Genomic DNA, 22,181 nt, shown 5'->3' with positions numbered 1-22,181 from the left:
GGGCAGAAGGATACCGCCATCGACGAACAGGACCTTGAGCGGTTCTGTTCTGGCAGACATTCAGGAGACGGAACTCTTATGATGCACAAGGCAAACACATTCACCCGGACGGCTCTGTCCGCTCTGGTCCTCTCTCTCGGCGCTGTGTCCGCTCCGGCCATCTCGCAGGCGCAGGATGCTGCTCCGGCTGCTCAGGGCGCTGGCGCTCCGCCGCTCGGCTGGTTCAAGACCTGCTCCAAGCAGGAAGACAACGATGTCTGCGTTGTGCAGAACGTGGTTCTCGCCCAGAACGGCCAGATGATCACGGCCGTTGGCCTCATTACCGTTGAAGGCAAGGTCAACCGCAAGCTGCTGCAGGTTTCCGTTCCGACCGCGCGTCTCATTCCTCCGGGTGTGATGATGCAGATCGATGGCGGTAAGGGTCAGAAGCTCGATTACGCCGTTTGCCTTCCCGACAAGTGCACGGCTGAAGTGCCGCTGACGGACGCCATGATCGCTTCGCTGAAGAAGGGTAGCGAGGTGGTCTTCACCTCCATCAACTTCCGCCGCGCACCGAACCCCATCAAGATCGCGCTTTCCGGTTTCACCGGCGCTTATGACGGCCCGGCAATCACCCAGTCGCAGCTGGCCGAAAGCCAGCGAAGCCTGCAGGAAGGCATGCAGAAGAAGGCGGAAGAAGCTCGCAAGAAGCTCGAAGCTGCTCAGGACGCTGCCAAGGGCGCGCCGAAGCCCTGATTGCCGCGCAAGCTCGAAAAAACAGAAAACCGGTCTGGCGACAGACCGGTTTTTTTATGCGCGTTCGATATCCCCGGGAGGAGGGAGATGCTTGGCGGGCGTCAGTGCGCCGTGGACATTTTCGGGCGCCATTCGCCGTTCGGCGCCTTGTCAAAGATGCGGCCGATATTGGGATTTCGGAGCGGCGTCTCGTTCTCGTCGTGGACGAGGTTCTGTTCGGAAACATAGGCGACATATTCCGTCTCCTCGTTTTCGGCGAGAAGATGATAGAAGGGCTGGTCGCGTTCCGGCCTGATTTCCGCGGGAATGGCGTTCCACCATTCCTCGGTATTGGCATATTCCGGGTCCACGTCGATTACCACACCGCGGAACGGAAACACCTTGTGGCGAACGATCTCGCCAAGCGTGAATTTTGCGTTTCTTTGTTTCATGGCATGTACTTCCTTTCCCAATACTAGTTGGTATCGGAACGCGAAATATCAAGACCTGGCGCTTTGACGCTGCTCTGCCGTTCGTGTTCAGCGCCCTTTGCCGATCGGCGCGGTGGCGATGATGACGCCGCCGGTGACCAATACGATGCCGATGGCATGATAGGTCTCGAAGGATTCGCCGAGAAACACCGTCGCCATGAGGATCGAGACCGGCGGCATCATGTACAGCGTAATTCCCGCCGTGGCGGGACCGAAAACGCGCACCGTGTGGGTAAAGCAATAAAAGGCCAGAAGTGAGGCGAACAGGATGATGCCGCCGATCTTTGCCCATGCAACAGGCGTGGCAGGCAGCATGCCGCCCTGTGCCAGTTCCAGTGCTGCCGGCGGCAGAAGGACAAGCGCGCCGGAAAATGCAATCAGTCCAAAGAGACTGAAGGACGCCATCTGCCGCGCCGCCGGATCGCGCAGCAGCACGGAATAGATCGCAAACGCAATGGCCGCGGTCAAAATTGCAAAGTCGCCGATGTTGAAATTCATGTGCCGGAGAGCGGAGATATCGCCCTTGAGCACGATGGCGGCGACGCCGGCGAAGGCGATAATCATGCCCGCCACTTCAAGCTTGCGGATCGGCCGGCCCTGAAAGATGCGCTGGAACAGGATGATGAACAGCGAGGAGGTGGTGTAGATCAGCGTGCCGTTGGCGGCCGTGGTCATGGTGAGGCCCCAATAGACCACGCCGCCGCAGATGCCCATGCCGAGAATGCCGAGGACGAGCCAGAGCAGCGTCTTGTGCCGCACGAAAGCAAGGCAGTTGCGCCAGTCGGCGATCATGAAGGGCGCGATGATGAGCGTCGAGCCCATCCAGCGGATGAAGGCGGCGATGAAAGGCGAGACCTCACCGACGACGCCGCGGCCGAAAACGACGTTGCTGGCGAAAAAGAAGGGAACGGCCAGAAAGATGAGCCAGTCCGTGAGGCGGGTTTGCTGCGTGGCTGGCGTGTTCGGCATTCTTCACGGTCAGGGTTGAACTTCAAAAGAAAACGGCGGCTTTCCGGGGAAAACCGCCGCGATGAATGGAGCGCCCCGGTGGAGCGCCCGCAGGGCCGATCAGGCCGAGTAGTACATGTCGAATTCGACCGGGTGAGGGGTCATTTCGAAACGCATGACTTCCTGCATCTTCAGTTCGATGAAGCTATCGATCTGGTCGTCGTCAAACACGCCGCCGGCGGTCAGGAACTTGCGGTCCTTGTCGAGGCTTTCCAGCGCTTCACGCAGCGAACCGCAGACGGTCGGGATCTTCTTCAGTTCCTTGGCAGGAAGGTCGTAAAGGTCCTTGTCCATCGGCTTGCCGGGATGGATCTTGTTCTTGATGCCGTCGAGGCCGGCCATCAGCATGGCCGCAAAACCGAGATAGGGGTTCTGGGTCGGGTCCGGGAAACGGACTTCGACGCGCTTTGCCTTCGGGTTGGAGCCGAAGGGAATACGGCAGGATGCGGAACGGTTGCGCGCGGAGTAAGCGAGCAGAACCGGCGCTTCATAACCCGGCACCAGACGCTTGTAGGAGTTGGTGGTGGGGTTGGTGAAGGCATTGATCGCCTTGGCGTGCTTGATGATGCCGCCGATGTAATAGAGGCAGGTCTCGGAAAGGCCTGCATATTCATCGCCTGCGAAGGTCGGCTTGCCGCCCTTCCAGATCGACTGGTGAACGTGCATGCCCGAGCCGTTGTCGCCGAAGATCGGCTTCGGCATGAAGGTTGCCGTCTTGCCATAGGCATTGGCGACCTGGTGCACAACGTACTTGTAGATCTGCATCTTGTCGGCGCTGGAGACCAGCGTGTCGAACTTCACGCCCAGCTCGTGCTGTGCGGCAGCCACTTCGTGGTGATGCTTCTCGACGACGACGCCCATTTCGGCGAGAACCGTCAGCATTTCGGAGCGCATGTCCTGCAGGCTGTCGATCGGCGGAACCGGGAAATAACCGCCCTTGACGCGCGGACGGTGGCCGAGGTTGCCGGTCTCGTAGTCGGTGTCATCATTGGACGGCAGTTCGGACGAATCGAGCTTGAAGCCGGTGTTGTAGGGGTCTGCCTTGTATTTCACATCGTCGAAGACGAAGAATTCAGGCTCGGGACCGACGAAAACCGTGTCGCCGATACCTGATGCCTTGAGGTAGGCTTCGGCCTTCTTGGCGGTGCCGCGCGGGTCGCGGTTATAGGCTTCGCCCGAGACCGGGTCGAGAATATCGCAAAGGACGACCAGGGTGGACTGGGCGAAGAACGGGTCGACATGGGCGGTGGCCGGATCTGGCATCAGCACCATGTCGGACTCGTTGATGGCCTTCCAGCCGGCGATCGAGGAGCCGTCGAACATGACGCCGTCGGCGAACATGTCTTCGTCGACGCATACCACGTCCATGGTGACGTGCTGCAGCTTGCCCTTGGGGTCGGTAAAGCGCAGGTCCACGAACTTGATGTCGTTATCCTTGATCTGCTTCAAGATATCGTTTGCGGTCGTCATTTAAACTTTTCCTTGAGTGTGATGATGACGAGGTGAAAACCCAAGCCTCCCCGGCTCGGGACTTTTTTAATTATATGGCGTCCACGCCTGTTTCACCGGTACGGATGCGGATGACTTCCTCGACATTGGAAACGAAAATCTTTCCGTCGCCGATGCGTCCGGTCTGCGCCGCATTGCGGATCGCCTCGATGACGGCTTCCGCATTCTCATCCGCCAGTACGACTTCGACTTTCACTTTCGGCAAAAAGTCCACGACGTACTCTGCACCGCGGTAGAGTTCCGTGTGGCCTTTCTGACGACCAAAGCCTTTTGCTTCCGTGACCGTGATTCCCTGAAGTCCGACTTCCTGAAGGGCTTCCTTCACTTCGTCGAGCTTGAAAGGCTTAATGATCGCTTCGATCTTTTTCATGAGAAAATATCTCTCCGCTTCTCCCGTTAAAGCAGGTAACTCCCGCTCTGCCACAAGAATGCACGTATTGTGCCAGATCGGAAGCGGGCTTGAAGAAAAAACTTCGCCCCGCGGCCTTTCCCGCACAAAATGCATTCGCTTTTTGCGGTTCTACCGGCAATTCGTCACTAGAATCCGAAAAATCCATCAGCATTTCTGCGGTTTTCTTTAATATTAGAAATTTTTAAAATTCGATTATGCTGTGGTCGCGGGTTGAGCTATTGCACATATTATATGCATTTGAGTATTTTTTGGTCTCCGAATTTTGCTTATTTTTGTATCGATTGCCTTTCCTGCGTTTTGAAGGAATGATGGGGCATGACCTCCATTTCCGAGTTCCTCCTTCTCGACCCGGCTGTGATGGCGCGCATCGATGCGGCAGCCGGCCAATCCGGCATCCCGCTTTACGATTTGATGGAGCGTGCGGGGCAGGCGGTGGCTGCTTCGGCGCTTCGGCATTACCCGCAGACGCTGCGCTTCGTCGTCCTGTGCGGCAGCGGGAATAACGGCGGTGACGGTTATGTCGCGGCGCGGGCGCTGGCGCAAAGCGGCGCTAAAGTCGTTGTCCATCATCTCGGCGATATCGGCCTTCTCAAGGGGGATGCATGCGTGGCCTTGGAGCGGAGCGGCGTGACGCCGCTGCCGCTTGATGCCTATACGCCTCTTTCCGGCGACGTGGTGATCGACGCCGTGTTCGGAGCCGGGTTGTCCCGCGATGTTCCGCCGGAGCTAGTCCGGCTGATCGAGGCGGTCATGCAGGCGAAGGTGCCGGTTCTTGCCGTGGATCTGCCCTCGGGGCTTTGCGGCCGGCGTGGCGTGGCGCTTGGCGCATCGTTCAGGGCGGAGCGCACGATCACCTTCATGGCGCGCAAGCCGGGTCATCTGCTGATGCCGGGGCGGGAGCTTTGCGGAGCGCTGGAGGTTTTCGATATCGGCATACCGTTGCGTATCCTCGAGGCTCATAAGGGATCGGTGGCGGAAAACGATCCGTTTGTCTGGCGGGATGCCTTGCCGCGCGCCGGTATGGAGACCCATAAATTCCGCAGGGGGCACCTGACGGTCTTTTCGGGCCCCGCCCATGCGACGGGTGCTAGCCGCATGACCGCGCTTTCAGCGCTGAAGGCGGGGGCGGGGATCGTTACTGTCGCAGCGCCGAAAGCGGCGCTCGACGTGCTGTCTGTCACATTGACGGCCGTGATGAACGTTCCGATGGACAATGCCGACGATCTGCGCGTGTGGCTTGACGATGAGCGTCACGGCGCCTTCGTTCTCGGCCCTGGCTTCGGCGATCTCGAAAAGGCGCGGCACTTCGTGTCGCTGCTTGGTGACAAGTCGGTGGTGCTGGATGCTGATGCGATCACGGCCTTCAGGGATGATACGGATGTCCTGTTCGAGCGTATCACTTCCGGTGCGGGCAAATTCGTGCTGACACCGCATGAGGGCGAGTTCGCCCGGCTGTTTGCCGATCTGGCGGCCGATGGGACGCTGAGCAAGATCGAGAAGGCGCAGGTCGCTGCGGCGCGCAGCGGCGCAGTCCTGGTCTATAAGGGTGCGGACACGGTGATCGCTTCGCCCGATGGCCGGGCGCTGGTCAATACGAACGCCCCGGCGAGCCTTGCGACGGCAGGATCGGGTGACGTTCTGGCCGGTATCATCGGCGCGCTATTGGCGCAGGGTGCACCTGCCTTCGAAGCGGCTGCAGCCGGGGTCTGGTTGCATGGCGAGGCGGGCGACAGAGCGGGCGCCGGCATGACGGCGGAGGACCTCGCCCATGCGGTTCGGCCGTTTGGGTGAACTGGTCTGATTTGCTGGCTGCTCGCTGAACCTGCGATCTGCCACAGTTCCATCATCCGCACTTCGTCACCCGGACTAAATTCGGGGGCCAGTGCGATCAGGTCCTTGATCGCGAAATACTCTTCTCACGGCGCAGACGCGCCGTGAATGGATGCCGGACCTAGTCCGGCATGACGGAGGACAGGTTTTTGCTCTGAGACAAGTCCTGTCGCGCTCGGGACCTTCAACTCCGCCTTCAATGGGCGGCCTTGCCTGCCTGGCTCGCCATTGCCATGCGCGAAGCACTGATCAGCAGCTTGCGCTCGGCGCGCTCCTGCTGCGGGGTGCGATTGTAGATTTCGCGATAACACTTCGAGAAATGCGACGCTGACACGAACCCGCAGGCGACGGCGACTTCCACCACCGGCATGGCCGATTGCACCAGCAGGTGACGGGCGCGGTCAAGGCGGATTTCAAGGTAATAGCGGGCGGGCGAGCGGCCCATTTCCTGGCGGAAGAGGCGTTCCACCTGCCGGCGCGACAGATCGGCGGCGTCGGCGATATCGAGCAGCGACAGCGGCTCGGCAAGATTGCCTTCCATCAATTCGATGATCGACAGAACCTTGCTGTTCTGCACGCCAAGGCGGGCGCGCAGCGGCAGGCGCTGGCGGTCGTTGGGGCTGCGCACGCGGTCGGTCAATTGCTGTTCGCAGACGCGGTTGACGAGGTTCTCGCCGAAATCCTGGCCGATCAGGCTCAGCATCATGTCGAGCGAGGCCGTGCCGCCGGCGCAGGTATAGATGTTGCTGTCGACTTCGAAGAGATCTGCGTAGACTTCCACCTGCGGGAAGGCTTCGGAAAAGCCGGGCAGGTTTTCCCAGTGGATCGCGCAACGTTTGCCGTTGAGGAGGCCAGCCTGCGCAAGGATATGGGCGGCGGTACAGAGGCTGCCGATGGCGATACCGCGATTATAGGCTTCGCGCAGCCAGGCGTTGACCGATTTGTTGATGTGTTGATCCACATCGATGCCCGAACAGATGATTGCCATTTCCGGGCGGTTTTCGCCGCTGACATAACGCCGCTCATCTGCAAGACAGGTATCGGCCTCAAGACAGATGCCGCTCGATGACATGACCTTCTGGCCATCGAGCGAGGCGATGCGCCATTCATAGGCCTGGTAGCCCAACATTCGGTTGGCGATGCGAAGCGTTTCAACCGCTGCGGCGAAGGGCAGCATGGTAAATTGCGGAATGAGAAAAAAGACGATTGAGCGCTTCTTCTGGGAGTTTCTGCTCATTTGCCCGTGCTCCGTTGCGAATACGCAATTCCTCCCTTGGAATTGGTCTTCTGGATGTCCTGTATGCGACATCTTTAACGAAAAATACGCCGTGGAATCGGGGCTGTCAAAAAATAGCTTTTGAAATATGCAAATTTTGCGACAAGCCTTTTTAAAGGGCGTCGCGTCGCATGTAAAACAGGCAGGCCAATTTACGCCCGGGGGCCGCCATTTACCTGCAGAGGGCGATGGCTCGCGGGCGTAAGAAAGGCTGCGAGCCATCGGCCGGCGGTCATTTGCGAATGACGCTTCTGCCGTAGTTGTCGGTTGTGGGCCATCCGATATCCTTCAATGTTTCAGGCGGGAGCGCTTCCAGCGCGCGGAGCATCCTCGCACGGCGCCATGACGCATAATGGGAGGCGATATTGCCTGACAGGCGCTGCAGCCAGCCGGCGGATGACGGGCGATGCGGGGAGCGGTTCGCCGCGGGCAGGTAATGTATCATGGTCATGTCTTCATCCTTTCCTGAACCACGATTGATGTGAGGATGGTGCGCCGTTGTTGACATTCAATCAAACGAAATGATATCCATCTATAAATCAAAATATTTGAAGGTGCGTGCCATGACCGTGACTTTCCGCCAACCGCTGCCGTTGCTGGATAACGACATATTGAGGACCTTCGTCGCCATTGCGGAAACGGGAAACTTCTCGACCGCCGCCGAAGTCGTGTTCAGAACACCATCGGCCGTTTCGATGCAGATCAAGAAGCTCGAAGAGCAGCTGAAAACGACGCTGTTCCTGCGCGATGCGCGTTCGGTGACATTGACGGCTCATGGGGAGACGCTTCTGACTTATGCGCGCCGCATGATTGCCTTGTCCAACGAGGCCGTGTCGCGTTTCGTCATGCCCGAATTGTCCGGTGTGGTGCGTCTCGGCGCACCGGAGGATATTGGCGAGCGCGGGCTGCTGCCGGGCATTCTCAAGCGTTTCGCCGAGGCTTTCCCCGGCATCATGATCGACGTCACAATCGATGCCAGCTCCAATCTCTATAAGCGGATGGACGAGCAGCGTCTTGATCTCGCCCTCGTCAACTGTGCTTCACATCCACTGAGGGACACCGGCGAGGTGCTGATGCGCGAACGGCTCGTCTGGGCGGGTGCGAAATGCGGCACGGCCTATCTGCGCGATCCGCTGCCGATCTCGATATGGGAAGAGGGCTGCATCTGGCGTTCGGAGGCGATTCATTCGCTGGAAAAACGTGGGCGCAATTTCCGCGTGGCCTATCTCAGCGGCCACACGATGGCACAGCGTGCGGCGATTGCCGCAGATCTCGCCATCGCGCCGCTGCCACGATCCTATGTGCTGAACGACATGGTCATTCTGGGCGAGAAGGAAGGCCTGCCGGAACTCGGCTATTTCGATATTCGCCTGATTATGGGCGACAAGGCGTCGCGGCCGGTGCTCGCAGTGGCGGAAAGCATCCGCAATGCCTTTGTCGAGGTTGCGAAGGCGGCATGAGGCGAAGGAACGCGTCACGGCCATCATGCGCCGTCGACGCGCCGCTTAGATCGCCACCGAACCCGTGGCTGCGGCGTGATCCGCGTTTTCGGTCCGCCAGCTGCCACGACTGACCAGCCAGTCTGACGACGCCTTCAGCCCGCCGAAGGGAAAGACATGGATCTGCCGGATCGGTCCTTGCGGATTGTCCCGCCAGTGCCGTTCGATCGGCCCGACGATGCTTTCCGGTGAATGACCCCTGGCAAGCGTGGTCAGGGAAAGCGCGTTTTTCTTGAGATAGGCAATGGAATTGCCGACACCGCAGAGCGCGGCGTATTTCAGGAGCGTGGTGATCTTGGCCGGGCCGGAAACGCCGATATGCACCGGCAGATCGATACCGGATGCGGCAAGCCCTTCTGCCCAGGCGATGAAGCGGGCGGAATCAAAACCGAACTGGGTGACGATGCGCATGGCGGCGTCGGTTCTTTCGCCAAAATCGCGTTTCAGCCGCAACGCGGCCGTCGCCGTTTCGTCGTTGAAATCGGGGCTGCCTTCCGGATGACCGGCAATTGCGATATGCCTGATGCCGCAACGGTCGAAAATGCCCGTGGAAAGCATGTCGATGGTAGACGTGAACGGGCCCTCTGGCTTCTCGACGCCACCGCCGACCGCCAGCACGTCGGTCACGCCGGCGTCGCCGGCAAGCCGCTTCACCTGTTCCTCGAAATCGATGCGAGAGGCGATACGGCGCGCCGCAAGGTGCGGAACGGGCTCATAACCGAGATCACGCAGATGCTTTGCGGCATCGACCAGCTTCACCTGCGAGGCGGCTCCGGTATCTGTCAGATAAACGCGCACGCCCTGCGGAAAAAGACCGGCAAGACTTGCCGGGCCAAGCACCTGCGCGGGTGAGGCCTCGATGGAGGCGGGGATGACGGAAGTGGCGGAGATATCGGGCAATGTGTGCATGATCCTTTTGATTATCATGCACCGTTTTTGAGGCCAAGTCTGTGCCTGTTGCGGCAAGACAGCCCTGCATCTGCGACGAAGCTTGAGCCGAGCGCGGTGCCGGCGGCGCTACCAGACCCGTTTCGTCAGACCGTTCCAGAGCCATGTCCAGATTGTTGGTGGAAAGCGGAGCACCGACTTTCCGGGCGAGGGCGGCTGCGGCGCAAGGCTGCCGGACAAGGCGTCTTCGATGGCATTGATGGCGATATCGACCGAGGCTGCTGTCAAGAGAAGGGGATAGGTGGCGATGGTGTCGGACGGTGAGGGTTTCAGCCGTTTTTCGTAAAGTGTGGCGCCGGTATCCACACCCTTGTCAACGAGATGCACGGTTGCGCCGAAATTGCCCCGGTCCTTTTCCACCAGCGCCCAGTATCCACCCATCTGGCCGCGATAGGCCGGGTTGATGCCGGCGTGAAAATTGATGATGGGGCAGTGCAGGTCCCTGAGCGGCGCCGGCGTCAGCAGACGGCAGGAAATGGTGAAGATGACAGCCGGTTTCAGGAGATTGGCGGCCTTGCGACATTCTTCATCGTTCAGCGAGGCGAAATGCGTGACTGGAATGGTGCCGCCCAGATCAGGCAGGAGACCATGCTCCGCAATGATCTCTTTGCTTCTTCGTACCGTGAAGCGTTTGCCGAGCCGCGATGCGACCATCGTCGCCAGCTGGCCCACTGCGACAATCCAGCCGAGGCGTCTTGCCCGGCGCTTGAGGATGGCCGATTTGCTTTCGGGCTGTTCCATGAACACATGGATGTCGGGAAATCGCGCTGCCAGCGCATTGATCATGACGTTAGGGTTCACGCCGCCCGCCGTCATCACCAGAAGCCGATTATTGATGTCAGTCATGTCACCCACTGGATTTCTCAAGCCACGATCCACGCGCAGTTTCCCTCGCGAAGCTCAAAACCATGTTAATTTTCATCGACAGGATTTTTTGAAACGCCGCTGGAACCGAATTTTGGGACTCACGTTATTGTGACGCATATCACATCGGCGCTTGCCTCGGACGGCAAGTCATAGGGGAGTAGTTTCAAATGATCACACGCATTCTTTCGACCGTTTTCGTGGCTCTGCTGACCGTCGTGACGCTCAGTTCTTGCGGCAACACCATTCGCGGCATGGGCCGGGATACGGCGAACGCCGTGGATGCGACCCAGGATGCCGGCCGTAGCGTCGACCGCGCCGCCCGTCGCTGACGACATCTCCCCTTCTGAAAGTCCGGCGTCTCCCTGAAGCCAGGGTGACGCCTTTTCTTTGACCGAATTTCCCTGCGAATGTTCCCCTGAAGAGAATCACGGGGTGGGCATGAACAGATCGATGAAAAGACTGGCGAAGCTGCTGTTGCCGTTGCTGCTTCCATTTGCGGCCGAAGCGGGCGGGCAGGTGGATTTCTGCAGAATCGTGGATCATGCGGGCGGCCGCTATACCGTCTGCAGTTTCGATCCGGCGAAAAGCACCATCCGGATTTACGACCGCGACCATGTCTCAGGACAGGGATATCGTTCTTTCGCCGATCTATCCTCCGCGCTCTGGCGTCAGCACATGTTCAGTGTCTTCGCCATGAATGGCGGCATGTATCATTCCGATTATTCCCCCGTCGGGCTGTTTATCGAAAACGGCGTGGAACGTTCGCCACTCAGCACCCGCGGTGGCTGGGGCAATTTCCATCTTCTTCCGAATGGCGTGTTTTACCTGAAGGATCACAGGGCGGGCGTGCTGGCGACCGAAGCCTATCTGACGGCCGACCCGAAGCCCGATTTTGCCACCCAGTCCGGGCCGATGCTTGTTATCGACGGCGGAGTGCATCCGCGTTTTCTGCCCGACAGCGACAGCTTGAAGCGCCGCAACGGCGTCGGAGTCTCTCGCGATGGCATGGTACATTTTGCCATTTCGGACAATACCGTGCGCTTTTACGATTTCGCCACCCTGTTCAGGGATGTGCTGGATTCACCGAATGCGCTCTATCTCGACGGCACCATTTCCAGCGTCGATATTCCCGAGATGAAGAGGCGAGATTCATTGTTCCCCATGGGGCCGATCATCGCCGTGGTCGACAGGGTGCCGGATTAGTCGAGCGGGTCAGATCGGCGCCTTGGGATAGGCTTTTTCAAGGCCGGCGGAAGCCGTCAGCCCCTTGCGGAAGGCGAGATAAGCAGGATGCTGGCTTGCCTTCGCAATTTCCGCGAAGCGGATTTGCAGACGGGCAGGGGCGTGGCCACCCAGCCATTCACCGGTGGCTTCAAGCTTCAGGCTATTAAGGAAACGGGCGCCGGCCTGCTGGTCGAGATAAAGGTTAAGGCCTGCCAGCAGGTTCTCGTCCTGCAGCGCGTTCTCCATCAGCAACGACACCCAGGCCTTATCCTCACTCGCAAGCGAGGTCAGTTTCGAAGCAACAGTTTCACGGTCGGGGAAAGAGGATGTCTGCATGTGGGACTCGCATCGTTGCTGTTTGACCATGGTCGATAAAGCAGCGGTCGCAGCCATTCAAGATGGGTTTCAGCGGAAGAATTGCGACCGCAACGTGCCCGCGTCCGCCGTTTTCAACAGGTGTTTGTATGAAACCTTTAAAAAACGGTTACACTTTAGCCTAAATTGCGGCGAGGCCAGAAATGGCACTGGTTTCAGGGTCGCGCTAACGCTTTGTTTTTTAACATACCTATGCAAGGCGCGAATGGCAGCCCGTCGAAAACGCCTTCATTTAGCCGCTTTTTGCATTTGCCTTCCGCGCCGGATTTTAATAAATGCTTCCTCCACGGGCCGGGTCTTGAAGATCGCCCGGAGAGTGAATAGCTGGAGTAATCATGGAAGAAACCGCTCAGAAATCCTGCTGGGGCGTCACGTTGCGCGCACTCGCAGGCTTTGCCGCTTTTCTCGCATTGACGTACATTTTTGGCAGCCCATAAGCATCTCTCCTGATTGACGGGTTTTGAAACGGCGCGGTTTTCCTCTGGAAACCGTGCTGTTTTCGTTTCCGGGAGGCCCATGTCGCAGCTGCAAAAGCCGGTGCCGCTCTTTTGTGGCGATAAGTTCCAGCTTTGGATATGATGTGACGGAATCCATTACGCAGGAAAAACTCAATGTTTCTTTCGGTCTTTGACGTCTTCAAGATCGGTATCGGCCCTTCCAGTTCGCATACGATGGGACCGATGACGGCGGCCAACCGCTTTCTGGCGCTGATCCTCAGCGACGAGTGGCCGCGCCCCGCCGGTGCCGCCGTTGCGCGCCTGAAGGTCAGCCTGCACGGGTCTCTCGCCTTCACCGGCATTGGTCATGGCACCGGCCGGGCAGTCATTCTCGGCCTGACCGGCGAGCGGCCGGACCTTGTCGATCCCGACGCGATGGACGCCATCATAGAGGCGGTGGAGAAGGCCGGTACGGTTACGCCGCCCGGCCATCCGACCTACGAGTTCAGGACGGCCGAAGATCTCGTCTTCGACAAGAAGAACCCGCTGCCGGGCCATGCGAACGGCATGACCTTCTCCGCTTTCGATAACCAGGGCAGGCTGCTGGTCAAGCGCATCTATTATTCCGTCGGCGGTGGCTTTGTCGTCACCGACACGGAACTGGAGGCGATCAAGCAGCGCGGCAAGACCATCGATAACGGCCCGCGCGTGCCCTATCCTTTCGCCACGGCGAAGGAAATGCTGGAAATGGCCGCGCGGTCCGGCCGCACCATCGCCCAGATGAAACGGGCGAACGAGGAGACGGTTGTTTCGCGCGAAGAGCTGAATGAACGGCTGGACCAGATTTGGGACGCGATGAACGGATGTATCGAGCGCGGGCTGAAGGTGGACGGCATCATGCCCGGCGGCCTCAAGGTGCGTCGCCGTGCCCGTTCGATCTATGAAAAACTGAATGCGGAATGGCGTAGCAACCGGTTGAATCCCGTCATGGCGAATGACTGGTTGAGCGTCTATGCCATGGCCGTGAACGAAGAGAACGCGGCCGGCGGCCGTGTCGTCACCGCGCCCACCAATGGCGCTGCGGGCGTGGTGCCGGCGACGGTGCGGTATTTCCGGCATTTCCATGAGGATGCCACCGTCGACGACGTGCGGGACTTTCTCCTCACGGCGGCAGCGATTGGCGGCATCATCAAGCATAACGCGTCGATTTCCGGCGCGGAGGTGGGCTGTCAGGGGGAAGTGGGATCGGCTGCGGCCATGGCGGCGGCAGGTCTCGCGGCGGTGATGGGCGGATCGCCCGAGCAGATCGAGAATGCGGCGGAAATCGCGCTCGAACATCATCTCGGCATGACCTGCGACCCGATCGCCGGATTGGTGCAGGTGCCCTGCATCGAACGCAACGCACTGGGCGCGGTCAAGGCGGTCACGGCGGCGTCGCTGGCGCTGAAAGGCGACGGTCAGCACTTCGTGCCGCTGGATGCCTGTATCGAAACCATGCGCCAGACCGGCAACGACATGAGCGAGAAATACAAGGAAACCTCAACCGGCGGCCTTGCCGTCAACGTTGTGGAGTGTTGAGCGGGCTGGGCGCCCGGCATGTCCGGCATGCTTGACGCCCGCCGCAAAAAGGCATTGATAGAGACATGCCTCTACATCTCATCAAACTTTGCGTCGGCGCGGATTCACTCCAGGACCTGAGGGATTGGGTCGCGCAGCGATCGCTCACCGCCATGGCTGCGGGCCTGGAGCCGCACAGCGTCCACACCACCCGCATGATCCCCAAACGGGTAGAGGAACTGCTTGAAGGCGGCTCACTCTACTGGGTCATCAAGGGGCAGGTGCAGGCTCGACAGAAGCTGCTCGATATCCGTTCTTTCAAGGGAGACGACGGTATTTCGCGCTGCGATCTCGTTCTCGGACCCGAGGTGATCGAGACCTCACCTGCGCCGAAGCGGCCGTTTCAGGGCTGGCGCTACCTGAAGGATGACGAGGCGCCGCGCGATCTCGGGGGTGGAGGAGGCGGCGAGGACATGCCTTCCGATCTCAGGCGCGAACTGGCCGAACTTGGTCTGCTCTGACGCATGATGGACGAAAATGAAAAAGCCGGCACCTTTTGGTGGCCGGCTTTTTTATTTGGGGAGACGGGTTGGTCAGTTGATGCCGCCGACTGCATTGGTGGCGCGGCCATCCTGAATTTTCACCCAGCGACCCGGGTTGGCGGTGTCCTGACGCTTCAGATAGGTATATTCGGTTTCCGACCAGTTCATGACCTTGTTGCGCATATTGTCGAGAACGAAGTCGCCACGGTCGGTGCGAACGGTCAGAACGGCATGGCCTTCGCCATTCGGCTGCAGAACGACGGTGATCAGCAGGTTGGAGGCGGAGAAACCCTTGTTCATCAGCATCTTGCGCTTCAGCAATACGAAATCTTCGCAATCGCCGACGGTGGTAGGATAGGCCCAGCGTTCTTCGACGCCGTAGATTTCCATGTCGGTCATCGGCGTGATCGTGGTGTTGACGGTGTAGTTGACGTCAAGCATCGTCTTCCAGCGCTCTTCCGTCAGCTTCATCGGGCCATTGTCCAGCGAAGTCGGCTGGCACTCGCTCTGATAGGTCTGGCAGAATTCATAGTGGCCGATCGGTGGATTGGCCTTGCCGATGACGCGCATGACCGCTGCCGGCGATGCGCTGGCCTGCTGTGCGAAGGCGCCGACGATGAACGCGATCAGGATGAAAACGATACGGTTGTTGTTCATTGCTTGTCTCCCCGTGTTGAGGAGACATTCGCAGGTATTTTTTGACCCGGCGGAAATTTGCGTGGCGCAATTTGAGCTTAAATTTCAGCAAATTAGCCGATGTTTTGAACTGTATTTGAAGTGTTTTTTACACGTGTTTGAAGCAAATTTTATTAGAATTTTACGCATTCCGGCTTTAGGTTTTTGGTAGCCATTTATGCCGCTGTATCGACAGCGATTTTTCGTTCGCAGGTGTTTTCATACCCATGTTCATCGCCGTAGCGGAAGCGGGCGATGTAGGGGATTTCCCGTTTTGGGATGGGTGTTCCTTGCTGGCGCGCGTCGAAAAAGCGCCGAAAAAAACTTCAAAAAAACTGCTTTTTTCTCGAAAAAAAGTTCGGACGGCGTGTTGCAGGCTACGTCCGTGCCCCGGTCGTGCCGCAAATTACCAAGGGGAGCGTTCCTGTCGGGACGTTGTTTGGGCGACAGGTCGAAAGCGGCAAACTGCGTCCGCGGACTTGTTTTTGAACGGGGATATCCGCGTCGCGAACACACGCCGACCGGATTTTCGGGCAGGGACGAGGAGGCGAGGCTGCGGTAAAGGTGCGTTGAAAAAGCCGCCCGGTCCCGACTGCCCATCATGGTGCGATGGACTGACTGCAGCCTTGTACGCTGCCTGACTTCACGCTTTGCGGAGGAATGGCGTCGGGCCGTGCGGGGCCATTTTACAGAAACTCGATCAATGCGTCGGGTGACTGGACACGATCGAATTCAACGGCGACGCCTTCCATGAAGTGACGCACGATCTTGCCACTCATGTTTTTGCCAAGCTGGACGCGGCTTCCGAGCGGCGGCCGGTGTTCTATCTCGATTGCTGCGCCCGAGAGCGACAGGTCGATCAGGCGGCAGGCGACGAGCATGCCGTCTTCGAGAACCAGCTGCGCCCTGGCATTGCGCGGCGTCAGGCGGTCGTGGCGACGGTCTTCCGGCAGGCCCAGCAACTGACGCTTGGCGATCCATGCGAGCTGGGCGGCGAGCTTTTCGCGTTTGCGCTCGGGCGCATTGATGGCGATGAGGAAACCGGATGCAGTCAGCGACGTCACCGTGCCTTCGATCCGGCCGATATGCTGGAGATAGGCGATGACGCGATCGCCATTGCGGGCGACACCCGGGCAGGTGAATTGTGCTCTCTCGGCGGTCATCTCGGTGGCGGTGCAATCATATTCTTCGTGATCGGGCAACATGAGCCGGCCATTGAAGGACACACGCACGGCGTCGTCGAGGCGAACTTCCTCAACCGGGCGCAGAATTTGGGCGGTGTTGACCGAACGGGACGAAAACATGGGCAGCGCAAATTGTAATGAATGATGATCGTCCGTTTCTACCCTGTGCGAGTTAACAGACTGTATTACCTAATCTCTACAATTTTTCTAATCGACCAAATCGTTACGTTTCGTTGCCCCGCGCTCGGTGCGGCCATGGGCTTTCAGCATCGCTTCGTCGATCCTGGACGCCTCAGCATCTACCCGTTCGTAACGCGGCTGCGGCATTGGCCGAATATCCGGCCGGGTTGATGTCCATACGCAGCAGCCGGCTGCTTTTCATCGACAGACGGTGTATCGGCACCATCAATGTGTGGTGCCGTGGCTGCTGTGGAAGCAGCGCGCCGAGGAGCCGCGGGGCGACACCTGCTTCCGTGCGCAGTGGCAGCAGCAGCATTTCGAACGCCAGGGGCGTGTCGCCGTAGCCGTCGTCAGCATCGATGTCGAAGACCACGGGCAATTGATGTTGCAGGATGCCGAGCGCCACGCGACAGGGAAAGGACGCGCCGGCCGCCGGCCAGAGTTCTGAAAACGGGCGGTCCCGCAATTCGCGGCCGAACAGGTCGCAAAGACGGGTGCCGGCAAGACGGAAGAAGGGTGTTTCCTCTCCTTTGTCTGTCAGGATGAAAAGGTCGCCGAGATGAGTCTTGAGCTTCGAGGGTTCAATGTCCTCGCGGCGTGGAGCGGCGCTCTTGCCGCGCAATTCATCCCAATAGGCATATATCTCCAGTCCGGCCATGCTCTTCATAGCATCTCTCCATGTTCGTTTTTGGGACATCATGTCCATCCGAACGTCTGTATCTGGAGGTGTAGCGATTTTCGTGCCAACTGGATTTGTTAAGGTTAACAAAGGGTTGATATTGCCTGACGGCATTTGTCGTGGCATCGGTGCGGCCCTGTCGGGGAAAGCTCCTTCAGCACAATTTAATGGCACCGCACGTTCCTTTACGGTGGGCCTGCAAGCCGGACCGTTTTTGGCCCGGCGCCTTTTCCGGTTACGGTTCCGGCGTCGCGCGCTTCGAAGGCGGGACGGCTTTTTTTTCTTTCAGGCTTCCTATATTGCTCGGGAAACGCAAAATTCGACCAAGACAGGGATGAACCATGTCCTACGAGGACGGCGAACAGCCGCCGGTTTCGGAAACGCCGGAGCCGAAAGACGATGCGAACAATCCCGTCTTCAATCTGCCATCGCTGCTGGTGGGCATCTTGGTCGTGCTGATCGTTGCTTATGTCGTTCCCGCCTATCTTCTGTCGGAGGAAGGCAATGGCTGGTTCATCTTCACCTTCGGCTTCATTCCGCTGCGTTATGCGGTGCCGTTTTCCCAGCAGGGGCTGGAATGGCTGTGGACGCCGGTGACCTATTCTTTCCTGCATGGCGGTATCGAGCATATCCTCTTTAACGGATTGTGGCTGATGGCCTTCGGCGCGCCGGTTCTGCGCCGGATCGGAACAGTGCGTTTCGTGCTGTTATGGTGCATTTCCGCCGCCGTTTCGGCCTTTGGCCACGCCGTTCTGAACTGGGGGGACGTGACGGTGCTGATCGGAGCGTCCGGTGTCGTTTCGGCGCTGATGGGAGCGGCCTGCCGGTTCGCCTTTCCGGCGCGGGGCGGATATAGCGCGTCTTTCGGCCATCTGATGCCGCGGCAGAGCATTCTTGCGGCGCTCTCCAACCGTACGGTGCTGATCTTCACGCTGATGTGGCTGTTCGGCAATGTGCTGATTGCGGTCGGCGTGCCGCTGTTCGGCGACGTCGGCGGTCAGATCGCCTGGGATGCCCATGTTTTCGGGTTTCTGCTCGGCTTCCTGTTCTTCGGCCTTTTCGATCGCCCGTTACGCTAGGCCGATCACGCTCCTTGTCGGGCGTGGCGCAAATTTGCTTTCGGGCGTCCCATCCGGGATTGCATTCACGCGGGCCTCAGCGCACCATACCTCATGATTTGCAACCGCCGGGGGAGACTGCGGCACTGCGGATCGCTGCAAAGAGGAGGAAGGCATGCCAACATTCGTAAAGGATCTTCTCGACCGCAAGGGCCGGGACGTCGTGACTGTCAATCCTGAGGTCAGCATCGGTGAGGCGGCGGCCACGCTGCACGCGCATAAGATCGGTTCCGTCGTCGTGACCGATGGCGATGGTGTCGTTCTCGGCATCTTCACGGAACGCGATCTCGTAAAGGCCGTGGCGGGCCAGGGTGCCGCTTCCCTCCAGCAATCCGTTTCAGTGGCCATGACCAAAAATGTCATCCGCTGTCACCACGATTCCACCACCGATGAGCTGATGGAAATCATGACGGGCGGGCGCTTCAGGCATGTGCCGGTCGAAGAGAATGGCCGCCTTGCCGGCATCATCTCCATCGGCGACGTGGTGAAGGCGCGGATCGGTGAAATCGAGGCCGAAGCGGAGCATATCAAGGCTTATATTGCCGGGTGAGTTAGTGTCCTCTCCCTCATTCCTGTGCTCGTCACAGGAATCTAGTCAGCCCAAGTCCTTGGGCTGAAAGCAGTTCCTACCGCCACGCAGACGCGCATCGGCTGGATTCCCGTGACAGGCACAGGAATGAGGGAGCTTCTCGCCTCACCGCCGGAACGCCTGCTGCATGCGCTCCAGTTCCGGAATGCGCGCGCGCGTTTCCTGATATCCCCTATCGATGGCTTCACTGGCGCGATGGAATTCCGACAGGCCGATATCGTTGATGCGGGGATGAAGCATCAGATCGGGCGGATCACCTGCAAGACGCGAGCGCGATATCCTGTCCTGGATGATGTTGAAGGCCTGCACCATGACGCCCGGCAGGCCGGGGCGCGGCGCGCTGTCGTGCGGTGCGCCGCCGGGAGGTGCAGCGGCGTGCTTGACGACGGCGGAGCGGCCGAAGAGATCGTAATTGAGGTTTACCGCCACGACCAGCGCCTGCTCATAGGCCCGGCAGACCGAAACCGGCACGGGATTGACGAGGGCGCCATCGATGAGGGTGCGGCCGTTGCATTGCACGGGTTCGAAGATGCCGGGCAGCGCATAGGATGAACGCAAGGCGGTCACGAGATCACCCTGATGAATCCAGACTTCATGACCCGTGCGCAACTCCGTCGCGACGGCGATGAAGGGATGATCGAGGCTTTCGACGCGCAGCCCTTCTAGATGCTCCTGCATGCGTTTTGTGAGCCGCATTCCGCCGAAGAGCCCGCCGCCGCCGATCGTGAGATCCAGCAGGCCGGCAATGCGGCGCATCGTCAGCGAACGGGCGAATTCCTCAAGCTCATCGAGCTTGCCGGCGAGATAACATCCGCCAACCAGTGCGCCGATTGAGGTGCCGGCGATCATGCCGATCTTGACGCCCGCTTCATCGAGGGCCCGCAGGACACCGATATGGGCCCAGCCGCGGGCTGCGCCACCGCCAAGCGCGAGCGCTATCCGGTGTTTATCGACGATCTGTGTAACGGGCGGTTCATTGCCGATGACGTCGGTATTACCCGCCGCAAGGTGGTTCTGACGATTTCCCCATCCCAACATGACCGCACTCCCTGCCAGTTCTTCGGGTTCCGCCCTTGGCCCCGGAACCCGCTATATTGGTAGCAAATTGGTGCGGCCGATGGAAGGCGGCGGTTTATGTGCCTGAATAGGTCGTCGCCGGATCGAAATGGCGCGTATCGTCGGTGATTTTCGTCACCGCCTGGCCATCAGCCATTTCGACCGTGCGGTAGAAGCAGGAGCGGCGGCCGGTGTGGCAGGTGGCATCGTGGCCCGCGACCGAGACCTTCAGCCACACGGCGTCCTGATCGCAATCGGTGCGGAATTCCTTCACGGTCTGCAGGTTGCCCGACGTTTCGCCCTTCTTCCAGATCTTGTCGCGCGAACGGCTGTAATAGTGGGCGATGCCGGTCTCAAGCGTCAGCGACAGGGCCTGTGCATTCATATGGGCGACCATCAGCAGTTCGCCATCGCGCGCGTCGGTGACTACGGCTGTGACGAGGCCGTGGGCGTCGAATTTCGGCGAAAAGAGACCTGCGTTTTCAAGCGCTTCCTTGTCCGCGGGCGCGGACGGAAAGGGAATGGACATGGCAACCTCGGAAAATCATCTGGCGGAACGATGAGAGGGGCGGATGAAACGGACGAGTGCCCGCCACTCTGAATTTTCTTGCGCATCGGATTTTCCGAAAGCCGCATTACGGCTTTCGGGCCGGTGCTTAACGGTTCCGCACCATAGTCATGAAGCGCACCTGTTCGGCCGGGTCGTTCTTGAACGTGCCGGTAAAGGAGGTGGTGAGGGTGGTCGACCCCTGCTTGTTGACGCCGCGCATGGACATGCACATATGTTCGGCATCGATCATGACGGCCACGCCGCGCGGTTTCAGGGTTTCCTCAATCGATCTTGCGATCTGCGCGGTCATGTTTTCCTGCGTCTGCAGGCGGCGGCCGAAGATTTCGACAACGCGGGCGATCTTCGACAGGCCAAGCACGCGACCGGCCGGAAGATAGGCGACATGCGCCTTGCCGACGATCGGCACCATATGGTGTTCGCAATGGGAGAAGAACGGAATGTCGCGCACCAGCACCACATCGTCATAACCGCCGACTTCCTCGAAGGTCGTGCCGAGCACGTCCTGAACATTCAGCTCGTAACCGGCAAAAAGCTCGCGGTAGGCCTTGGCGACGCGCTTCGGCGTATCCAGAAGTCCTTCGCGGGCGGGATTTTCTCCAGCCCAGCGCAAGAGAACGCGCACTGCTTCTTCCGCTTCGGCCTGGCTCGGGCGAGCTTCGGCCACGTCGGGTTTTGCGCCAGCGCCGGGGAAATTCTTCACGATCGCATCCATTCCGTCTCTCCCGATGCGGGTAAAGGCCGCACCTGAATTCGTTTTACATCGCGAACCCATGTTCGCAGTTGCTGCTATCTGGTTGTTTTATAGCATTTTGGCAAGGCCGATGCTGTTTTTTCGGTATCGGAGCCGTTAATTTGATCACGGCTTGATGTCCAGAAAGCTCGTTAGCATATAATGAGAATGAAGGGCAGGAAAGCTTCACTGCGACAAACGCTGTGTTAGAAAAATTTGACCTGTCCTGTTTTGGGCATTCTTGAGCGCGCCGGGCACCAATGATGGACGATATCTACAATAATCGCATTCTGGACTTTGCCGGGAATATCCCGCTCATCGGCGTTCTTGAGGATGCTGACGCCAGCGCCGAGAAACACTCCCGGCTGTGCGGTTCGAAGCTGAAGGTCTATCTGAAAGTCGAAGACGGTATCGTAACGGCGTTTTCGCACGAGGTTCGTGCCTGTGCGCTCGGCCAGGCCTCCGCCTCCATCATGGCACACCACATCGTCGGGGCCTCCAGCGGCGAAGTCCGGCAGGCGCGGGAAGACATGCTTGCCATGTTGAAACAGGGTGGCGATGGCCCGACGGGCCGTTTCGAGGACATGCGCGTTCTGTCACCGGTCAGGGATTTCAAGGCCCGCCACGCCTCCACCATGCTGACCTTCGAAGCCGTGGTCGATGCGCTCGACCAGATCGAAGGGCGGCAGGCTCTCGACGCCGCGGGTTAG

At 59.3% G+C, this 22,181-nt stretch carries 25 protein-coding genes; 10 read left to right on the top strand and 15 right to left on the bottom strand.

Going from position 1 to position 22,181, the window contains the following annotated elements:
• Positions 1 to 78 precede the first annotated feature (78 nt).
• The gene (locus HQN82_RS06750) at positions 79 to 735 is read left to right on the top strand and encodes an invasion associated locus B family protein (RefSeq protein WP_004442311.1); all 657 of its coding nucleotides are present in this window, start codon (positions 79 to 81) and stop codon (positions 733 to 735) included.
• 101 nt (positions 736 to 836) lie between these two features.
• On the opposite strand, the gene hspQ is transcribed toward HQN82_RS06750, so the two are convergent.
• The 4 genes from hspQ to HQN82_RS06730 form a co-directional block, all read right to left on the bottom strand.
• Complete coding sequence (gene hspQ, locus HQN82_RS06745) at positions 837 to 1,166, bottom strand: heat shock protein HspQ (RefSeq protein WP_004442310.1); 330 nt, start codon at positions 1,164 to 1,166, stop codon at positions 837 to 839.
• Between the two features lie 87 nt (positions 1,167 to 1,253).
• The gene (locus tag HQN82_RS06740; protein WP_037092514.1) at positions 1,254 to 2,174 is read right to left on the bottom strand and encodes a DMT family transporter; all 921 of its coding nucleotides are present in this window, start codon (positions 2,172 to 2,174) and stop codon (positions 1,254 to 1,256) included.
• Between the two features lie 99 nt (positions 2,175 to 2,273).
• Positions 2,274 to 3,683 carry a type I glutamate--ammonia ligase gene (gene glnA / locus HQN82_RS06735; RefSeq protein ID WP_004442307.1) on the bottom strand — a complete coding sequence of 470 codons (1,410 nt, stop codon included), beginning with the start codon at positions 3,681 to 3,683 and terminating at the stop codon, positions 2,274 to 2,276.
• 70 nt (positions 3,684 to 3,753) lie between these two features.
• On the bottom strand, positions 3,754 to 4,092 hold the full coding sequence (locus tag HQN82_RS06730; RefSeq protein WP_003515720.1) for a P-II family nitrogen regulator: 339 nt from the start codon (positions 4,090 to 4,092) through the stop codon (positions 3,754 to 3,756).
• Positions 4,093 to 4,449: 357 nt separating this feature from the next.
• On the opposite strand from HQN82_RS06730, the gene HQN82_RS06725 reads away from it, so the two are divergent.
• Entirely contained in the window at positions 4,450 to 5,925 is a 1,476-nt protein-coding gene (locus HQN82_RS06725) for an NAD(P)H-hydrate dehydratase (protein WP_112766372.1), read from the top strand.
• A 235-nt stretch (positions 5,926 to 6,160) separates the two neighbouring features.
• Here HQN82_RS06725 and HQN82_RS06720 read toward each other — a convergent pair whose 3' ends face one another.
• Together HQN82_RS06720 and HQN82_RS06715 are read right to left on the bottom strand one after the other, a co-directional pair.
• Positions 6,161 to 7,201, bottom strand: coding sequence for a GlxA family transcriptional regulator (locus tag HQN82_RS06720; RefSeq protein WP_004442297.1), 1,041 nt, complete (start codon positions 7,199 to 7,201; stop codon positions 6,161 to 6,163).
• Between the two features lie 271 nt (positions 7,202 to 7,472).
• Positions 7,473 to 7,691: a DUF1127 domain-containing protein gene (locus HQN82_RS06715; RefSeq protein WP_004442294.1), complete on the bottom strand. Its 219-nt coding sequence runs from the start codon at positions 7,689 to 7,691 to the stop codon at positions 7,473 to 7,475.
• Between the two features lie 70 nt (positions 7,692 to 7,761).
• Here HQN82_RS06715 and HQN82_RS06710 point away from each other — a divergent pair, with 70 nt between their 5' ends.
• Complete coding sequence (locus tag HQN82_RS06710) at positions 7,762 to 8,700, top strand: LysR family transcriptional regulator (protein WP_169692031.1); 939 nt, start codon at positions 7,762 to 7,764, stop codon at positions 8,698 to 8,700.
• Between the two features lie 45 nt (positions 8,701 to 8,745).
• On the opposite strand, the gene HQN82_RS06705 is transcribed toward HQN82_RS06710, so the two are convergent.
• On the bottom strand, positions 8,746 to 9,666 hold the full coding sequence (locus HQN82_RS06705; RefSeq protein WP_137068760.1) for a methylenetetrahydrofolate reductase: 921 nt from the start codon (positions 9,664 to 9,666) through the stop codon (positions 8,746 to 8,748).
• A gap of 90 nt (positions 9,667 to 9,756) precedes the next feature.
• Positions 9,757 to 10,533 (bottom strand): formyl transferase, encoded by a 777-nt coding sequence (locus HQN82_RS06700; RefSeq protein ID WP_173614691.1) that lies wholly within the window; start codon positions 10,531 to 10,533, stop codon positions 9,757 to 9,759.
• A 188-nt stretch (positions 10,534 to 10,721) separates the two neighbouring features.
• Between HQN82_RS06700 and HQN82_RS06695 the strand changes: the two genes are divergently transcribed.
• A complete protein-coding gene (locus HQN82_RS06695) occupies positions 10,722 to 10,883 on the top strand; it encodes an entericidin domain-containing protein (RefSeq protein WP_004442283.1) in 162 nt (53 codons plus the stop codon).
• A 109-nt stretch (positions 10,884 to 10,992) separates the two neighbouring features.
• Positions 10,993 to 11,757 (top strand): phosphodiester glycosidase family protein, encoded by a 765-nt coding sequence (locus tag HQN82_RS06690; protein ID WP_112766374.1) that lies wholly within the window; start codon positions 10,993 to 10,995, stop codon positions 11,755 to 11,757.
• A gap of 9 nt (positions 11,758 to 11,766) precedes the next feature.
• On the opposite strand, the gene HQN82_RS06685 is transcribed toward HQN82_RS06690, so the two are convergent.
• The gene (locus tag HQN82_RS06685) at positions 11,767 to 12,114 is read right to left on the bottom strand and encodes a hypothetical protein (RefSeq protein WP_045533750.1); all 348 of its coding nucleotides are present in this window, start codon (positions 12,112 to 12,114) and stop codon (positions 11,767 to 11,769) included.
• Positions 12,115 to 12,764: 650 nt separating this feature from the next.
• Here HQN82_RS06685 and HQN82_RS06680 point away from each other — a divergent pair.
• Both HQN82_RS06680 and HQN82_RS06675 read left to right on the top strand, forming a co-directional pair.
• Positions 12,765 to 14,168, top strand: coding sequence for an L-serine ammonia-lyase (locus tag HQN82_RS06680; RefSeq protein WP_037092522.1), 1,404 nt, complete (start codon positions 12,765 to 12,767; stop codon positions 14,166 to 14,168).
• Positions 14,169 to 14,233: 65 nt separating this feature from the next.
• Entirely contained in the window at positions 14,234 to 14,668 is a 435-nt protein-coding gene (locus HQN82_RS06675) for a DUF1489 family protein (RefSeq protein ID WP_004442274.1), read from the top strand.
• Positions 14,669 to 14,740: 72 nt separating this feature from the next.
• Here HQN82_RS06675 and HQN82_RS06670 read toward each other — a convergent pair whose 3' ends face one another.
• From HQN82_RS06670 to HQN82_RS06660, 3 genes are all read right to left on the bottom strand, one after another.
• Positions 14,741 to 15,346 (bottom strand): transglutaminase-like cysteine peptidase, encoded by a 606-nt coding sequence (locus tag HQN82_RS06670; protein ID WP_004442271.1) that lies wholly within the window; start codon positions 15,344 to 15,346, stop codon positions 14,741 to 14,743.
• A 704-nt stretch (positions 15,347 to 16,050) separates the two neighbouring features.
• A complete protein-coding gene (locus tag HQN82_RS06665) occupies positions 16,051 to 16,668 on the bottom strand; it encodes a PilZ domain-containing protein (protein ID WP_022556297.1) in 618 nt (205 codons plus the stop codon).
• Between the two features lie 172 nt (positions 16,669 to 16,840).
• Positions 16,841 to 17,395 carry a PAS domain-containing protein gene (locus HQN82_RS06660; RefSeq protein ID WP_173614690.1) on the bottom strand — a complete coding sequence of 185 codons (555 nt, stop codon included), beginning with the start codon at positions 17,393 to 17,395 and terminating at the stop codon, positions 16,841 to 16,843.
• A gap of 353 nt (positions 17,396 to 17,748) precedes the next feature.
• Here HQN82_RS06660 and HQN82_RS06655 point away from each other — a divergent pair, with 353 nt between their 5' ends.
• Positions 17,749 to 18,486 (top strand): rhomboid family intramembrane serine protease, encoded by a 738-nt coding sequence (locus HQN82_RS06655; protein WP_035210731.1) that lies wholly within the window; start codon positions 17,749 to 17,751, stop codon positions 18,484 to 18,486.
• A gap of 154 nt (positions 18,487 to 18,640) precedes the next feature.
• Positions 18,641 to 19,075, top strand: a complete 435-nt coding sequence (locus HQN82_RS06650; protein WP_006698832.1) for a CBS domain-containing protein — start codon at positions 18,641 to 18,643, stop codon at positions 19,073 to 19,075.
• A gap of 144 nt (positions 19,076 to 19,219) precedes the next feature.
• On the opposite strand, the gene HQN82_RS06645 is transcribed toward HQN82_RS06650, so the two are convergent.
• The 3 genes from HQN82_RS06645 to folE all read right to left on the bottom strand — a co-directional run bounded on the left by HQN82_RS06645 (position 19,220) and on the right by folE (position 21,453).
• Positions 19,220 to 20,152 (bottom strand): patatin-like phospholipase family protein, encoded by a 933-nt coding sequence (locus HQN82_RS06645; RefSeq protein ID WP_004442259.1) that lies wholly within the window; start codon positions 20,150 to 20,152, stop codon positions 19,220 to 19,222.
• Between the two features lie 94 nt (positions 20,153 to 20,246).
• Positions 20,247 to 20,699: a phosphoribosyl-AMP cyclohydrolase gene (gene hisI / locus HQN82_RS06640; RefSeq protein ID WP_173614689.1), complete on the bottom strand. Its 453-nt coding sequence runs from the start codon at positions 20,697 to 20,699 to the stop codon at positions 20,247 to 20,249.
• A gap of 127 nt (positions 20,700 to 20,826) precedes the next feature.
• On the bottom strand, positions 20,827 to 21,453 hold the full coding sequence (folE, locus tag HQN82_RS06635) for a GTP cyclohydrolase I FolE (protein ID WP_003495569.1): 627 nt from the start codon (positions 21,451 to 21,453) through the stop codon (positions 20,827 to 20,829).
• Positions 21,454 to 21,734: 281 nt separating this feature from the next.
• On the opposite strand from folE, the gene HQN82_RS06630 reads away from it, so the two are divergent.
• Positions 21,735 to 22,181, top strand: a complete 447-nt coding sequence (locus tag HQN82_RS06630) for an iron-sulfur cluster assembly scaffold protein (RefSeq protein ID WP_035210771.1) — start codon at positions 21,735 to 21,737, stop codon at positions 22,179 to 22,181.

It is taken from the genome of Agrobacterium pusense (assembly GCF_013285525.1).
Taxonomy (GTDB): Bacteria; Pseudomonadota; Alphaproteobacteria; order Rhizobiales; family Rhizobiaceae; genus Agrobacterium; species Agrobacterium pusense.
This window is presented reverse-complemented; position numbering and strand designations above follow the sequence as displayed.

Excerpts from the sequence above, each read along its gene's own strand:
- HQN82_RS06750 (WP_004442311.1), top strand. The coding sequence starts at position 79 with ATGATGCACAAGGCAAACACATTCACCCGGACGGCTCTGTCCGCTCTG.
- hspQ (WP_004442310.1), bottom strand. The coding sequence starts at position 1,166 with ATGAAACAAAGAAACGCAAAATTCACGCTTGGCGAGATCGTTCGCCAC.
- HQN82_RS06740 (WP_037092514.1), bottom strand. The coding sequence starts at position 2,174 with ATGCCGAACACGCCAGCCACGCAGCAAACCCGCCTCACGGACTGGCTC.
- glnA (WP_004442307.1), bottom strand. The coding sequence starts at position 3,683 with ATGACGACCGCAAACGATATCTTGAAGCAGATCAAGGATAACGACATC.
- HQN82_RS06730 (WP_003515720.1), bottom strand. The coding sequence starts at position 4,092 with ATGAAAAAGATCGAAGCGATCATTAAGCCTTTCAAGCTCGACGAAGTG.
- HQN82_RS06725 (WP_112766372.1), top strand. The coding sequence starts at position 4,450 with ATGACCTCCATTTCCGAGTTCCTCCTTCTCGACCCGGCTGTGATGGCG.
- HQN82_RS06720 (WP_004442297.1), bottom strand. The coding sequence starts at position 7,201 with ATGAGCAGAAACTCCCAGAAGAAGCGCTCAATCGTCTTTTTTCTCATT.
- HQN82_RS06715 (WP_004442294.1), bottom strand. The coding sequence starts at position 7,691 with ATGACCATGATACATTACCTGCCCGCGGCGAACCGCTCCCCGCATCGC.
- HQN82_RS06710 (WP_169692031.1), top strand. The coding sequence starts at position 7,762 with ATGATATCCATCTATAAATCAAAATATTTGAAGGTGCGTGCCATGACC.
- HQN82_RS06705 (WP_137068760.1), bottom strand. The coding sequence starts at position 9,666 with ATGATAATCAAAAGGATCATGCACACATTGCCCGATATCTCCGCCACT.
- HQN82_RS06700 (WP_173614691.1), bottom strand. The coding sequence starts at position 10,533 with ATGACTGACATCAATAATCGGCTTCTGGTGATGACGGCGGGCGGCGTG.
- HQN82_RS06695 (WP_004442283.1), top strand. The coding sequence starts at position 10,722 with ATGATCACACGCATTCTTTCGACCGTTTTCGTGGCTCTGCTGACCGTC.
- HQN82_RS06690 (WP_112766374.1), top strand. The coding sequence starts at position 10,993 with ATGAACAGATCGATGAAAAGACTGGCGAAGCTGCTGTTGCCGTTGCTG.
- HQN82_RS06685 (WP_045533750.1), bottom strand. The coding sequence starts at position 12,114 with ATGCAGACATCCTCTTTCCCCGACCGTGAAACTGTTGCTTCGAAACTG.
- HQN82_RS06680 (WP_037092522.1), top strand. The coding sequence starts at position 12,765 with ATGTTTCTTTCGGTCTTTGACGTCTTCAAGATCGGTATCGGCCCTTCC.
- HQN82_RS06675 (WP_004442274.1), top strand. The coding sequence starts at position 14,234 with ATGCCTCTACATCTCATCAAACTTTGCGTCGGCGCGGATTCACTCCAG.
- HQN82_RS06670 (WP_004442271.1), bottom strand. The coding sequence starts at position 15,346 with ATGAACAACAACCGTATCGTTTTCATCCTGATCGCGTTCATCGTCGGC.
- HQN82_RS06665 (WP_022556297.1), bottom strand. The coding sequence starts at position 16,668 with ATGTTTTCGTCCCGTTCGGTCAACACCGCCCAAATTCTGCGCCCGGTT.
- HQN82_RS06660 (WP_173614690.1), bottom strand. The coding sequence starts at position 17,395 with ATGAAGAGCATGGCCGGACTGGAGATATATGCCTATTGGGATGAATTG.
- HQN82_RS06655 (WP_035210731.1), top strand. The coding sequence starts at position 17,749 with ATGTCCTACGAGGACGGCGAACAGCCGCCGGTTTCGGAAACGCCGGAG.
- HQN82_RS06650 (WP_006698832.1), top strand. The coding sequence starts at position 18,641 with ATGCCAACATTCGTAAAGGATCTTCTCGACCGCAAGGGCCGGGACGTC.
- HQN82_RS06645 (WP_004442259.1), bottom strand. The coding sequence starts at position 20,152 with ATGTTGGGATGGGGAAATCGTCAGAACCACCTTGCGGCGGGTAATACC.
- hisI (WP_173614689.1), bottom strand. The coding sequence starts at position 20,699 with ATGTCCATTCCCTTTCCGTCCGCGCCCGCGGACAAGGAAGCGCTTGAA.
- folE (WP_003495569.1), bottom strand. The coding sequence starts at position 21,453 with ATGGATGCGATCGTGAAGAATTTCCCCGGCGCTGGCGCAAAACCCGAC.
- HQN82_RS06630 (WP_035210771.1), top strand. The coding sequence starts at position 21,735 with ATGGACGATATCTACAATAATCGCATTCTGGACTTTGCCGGGAATATC.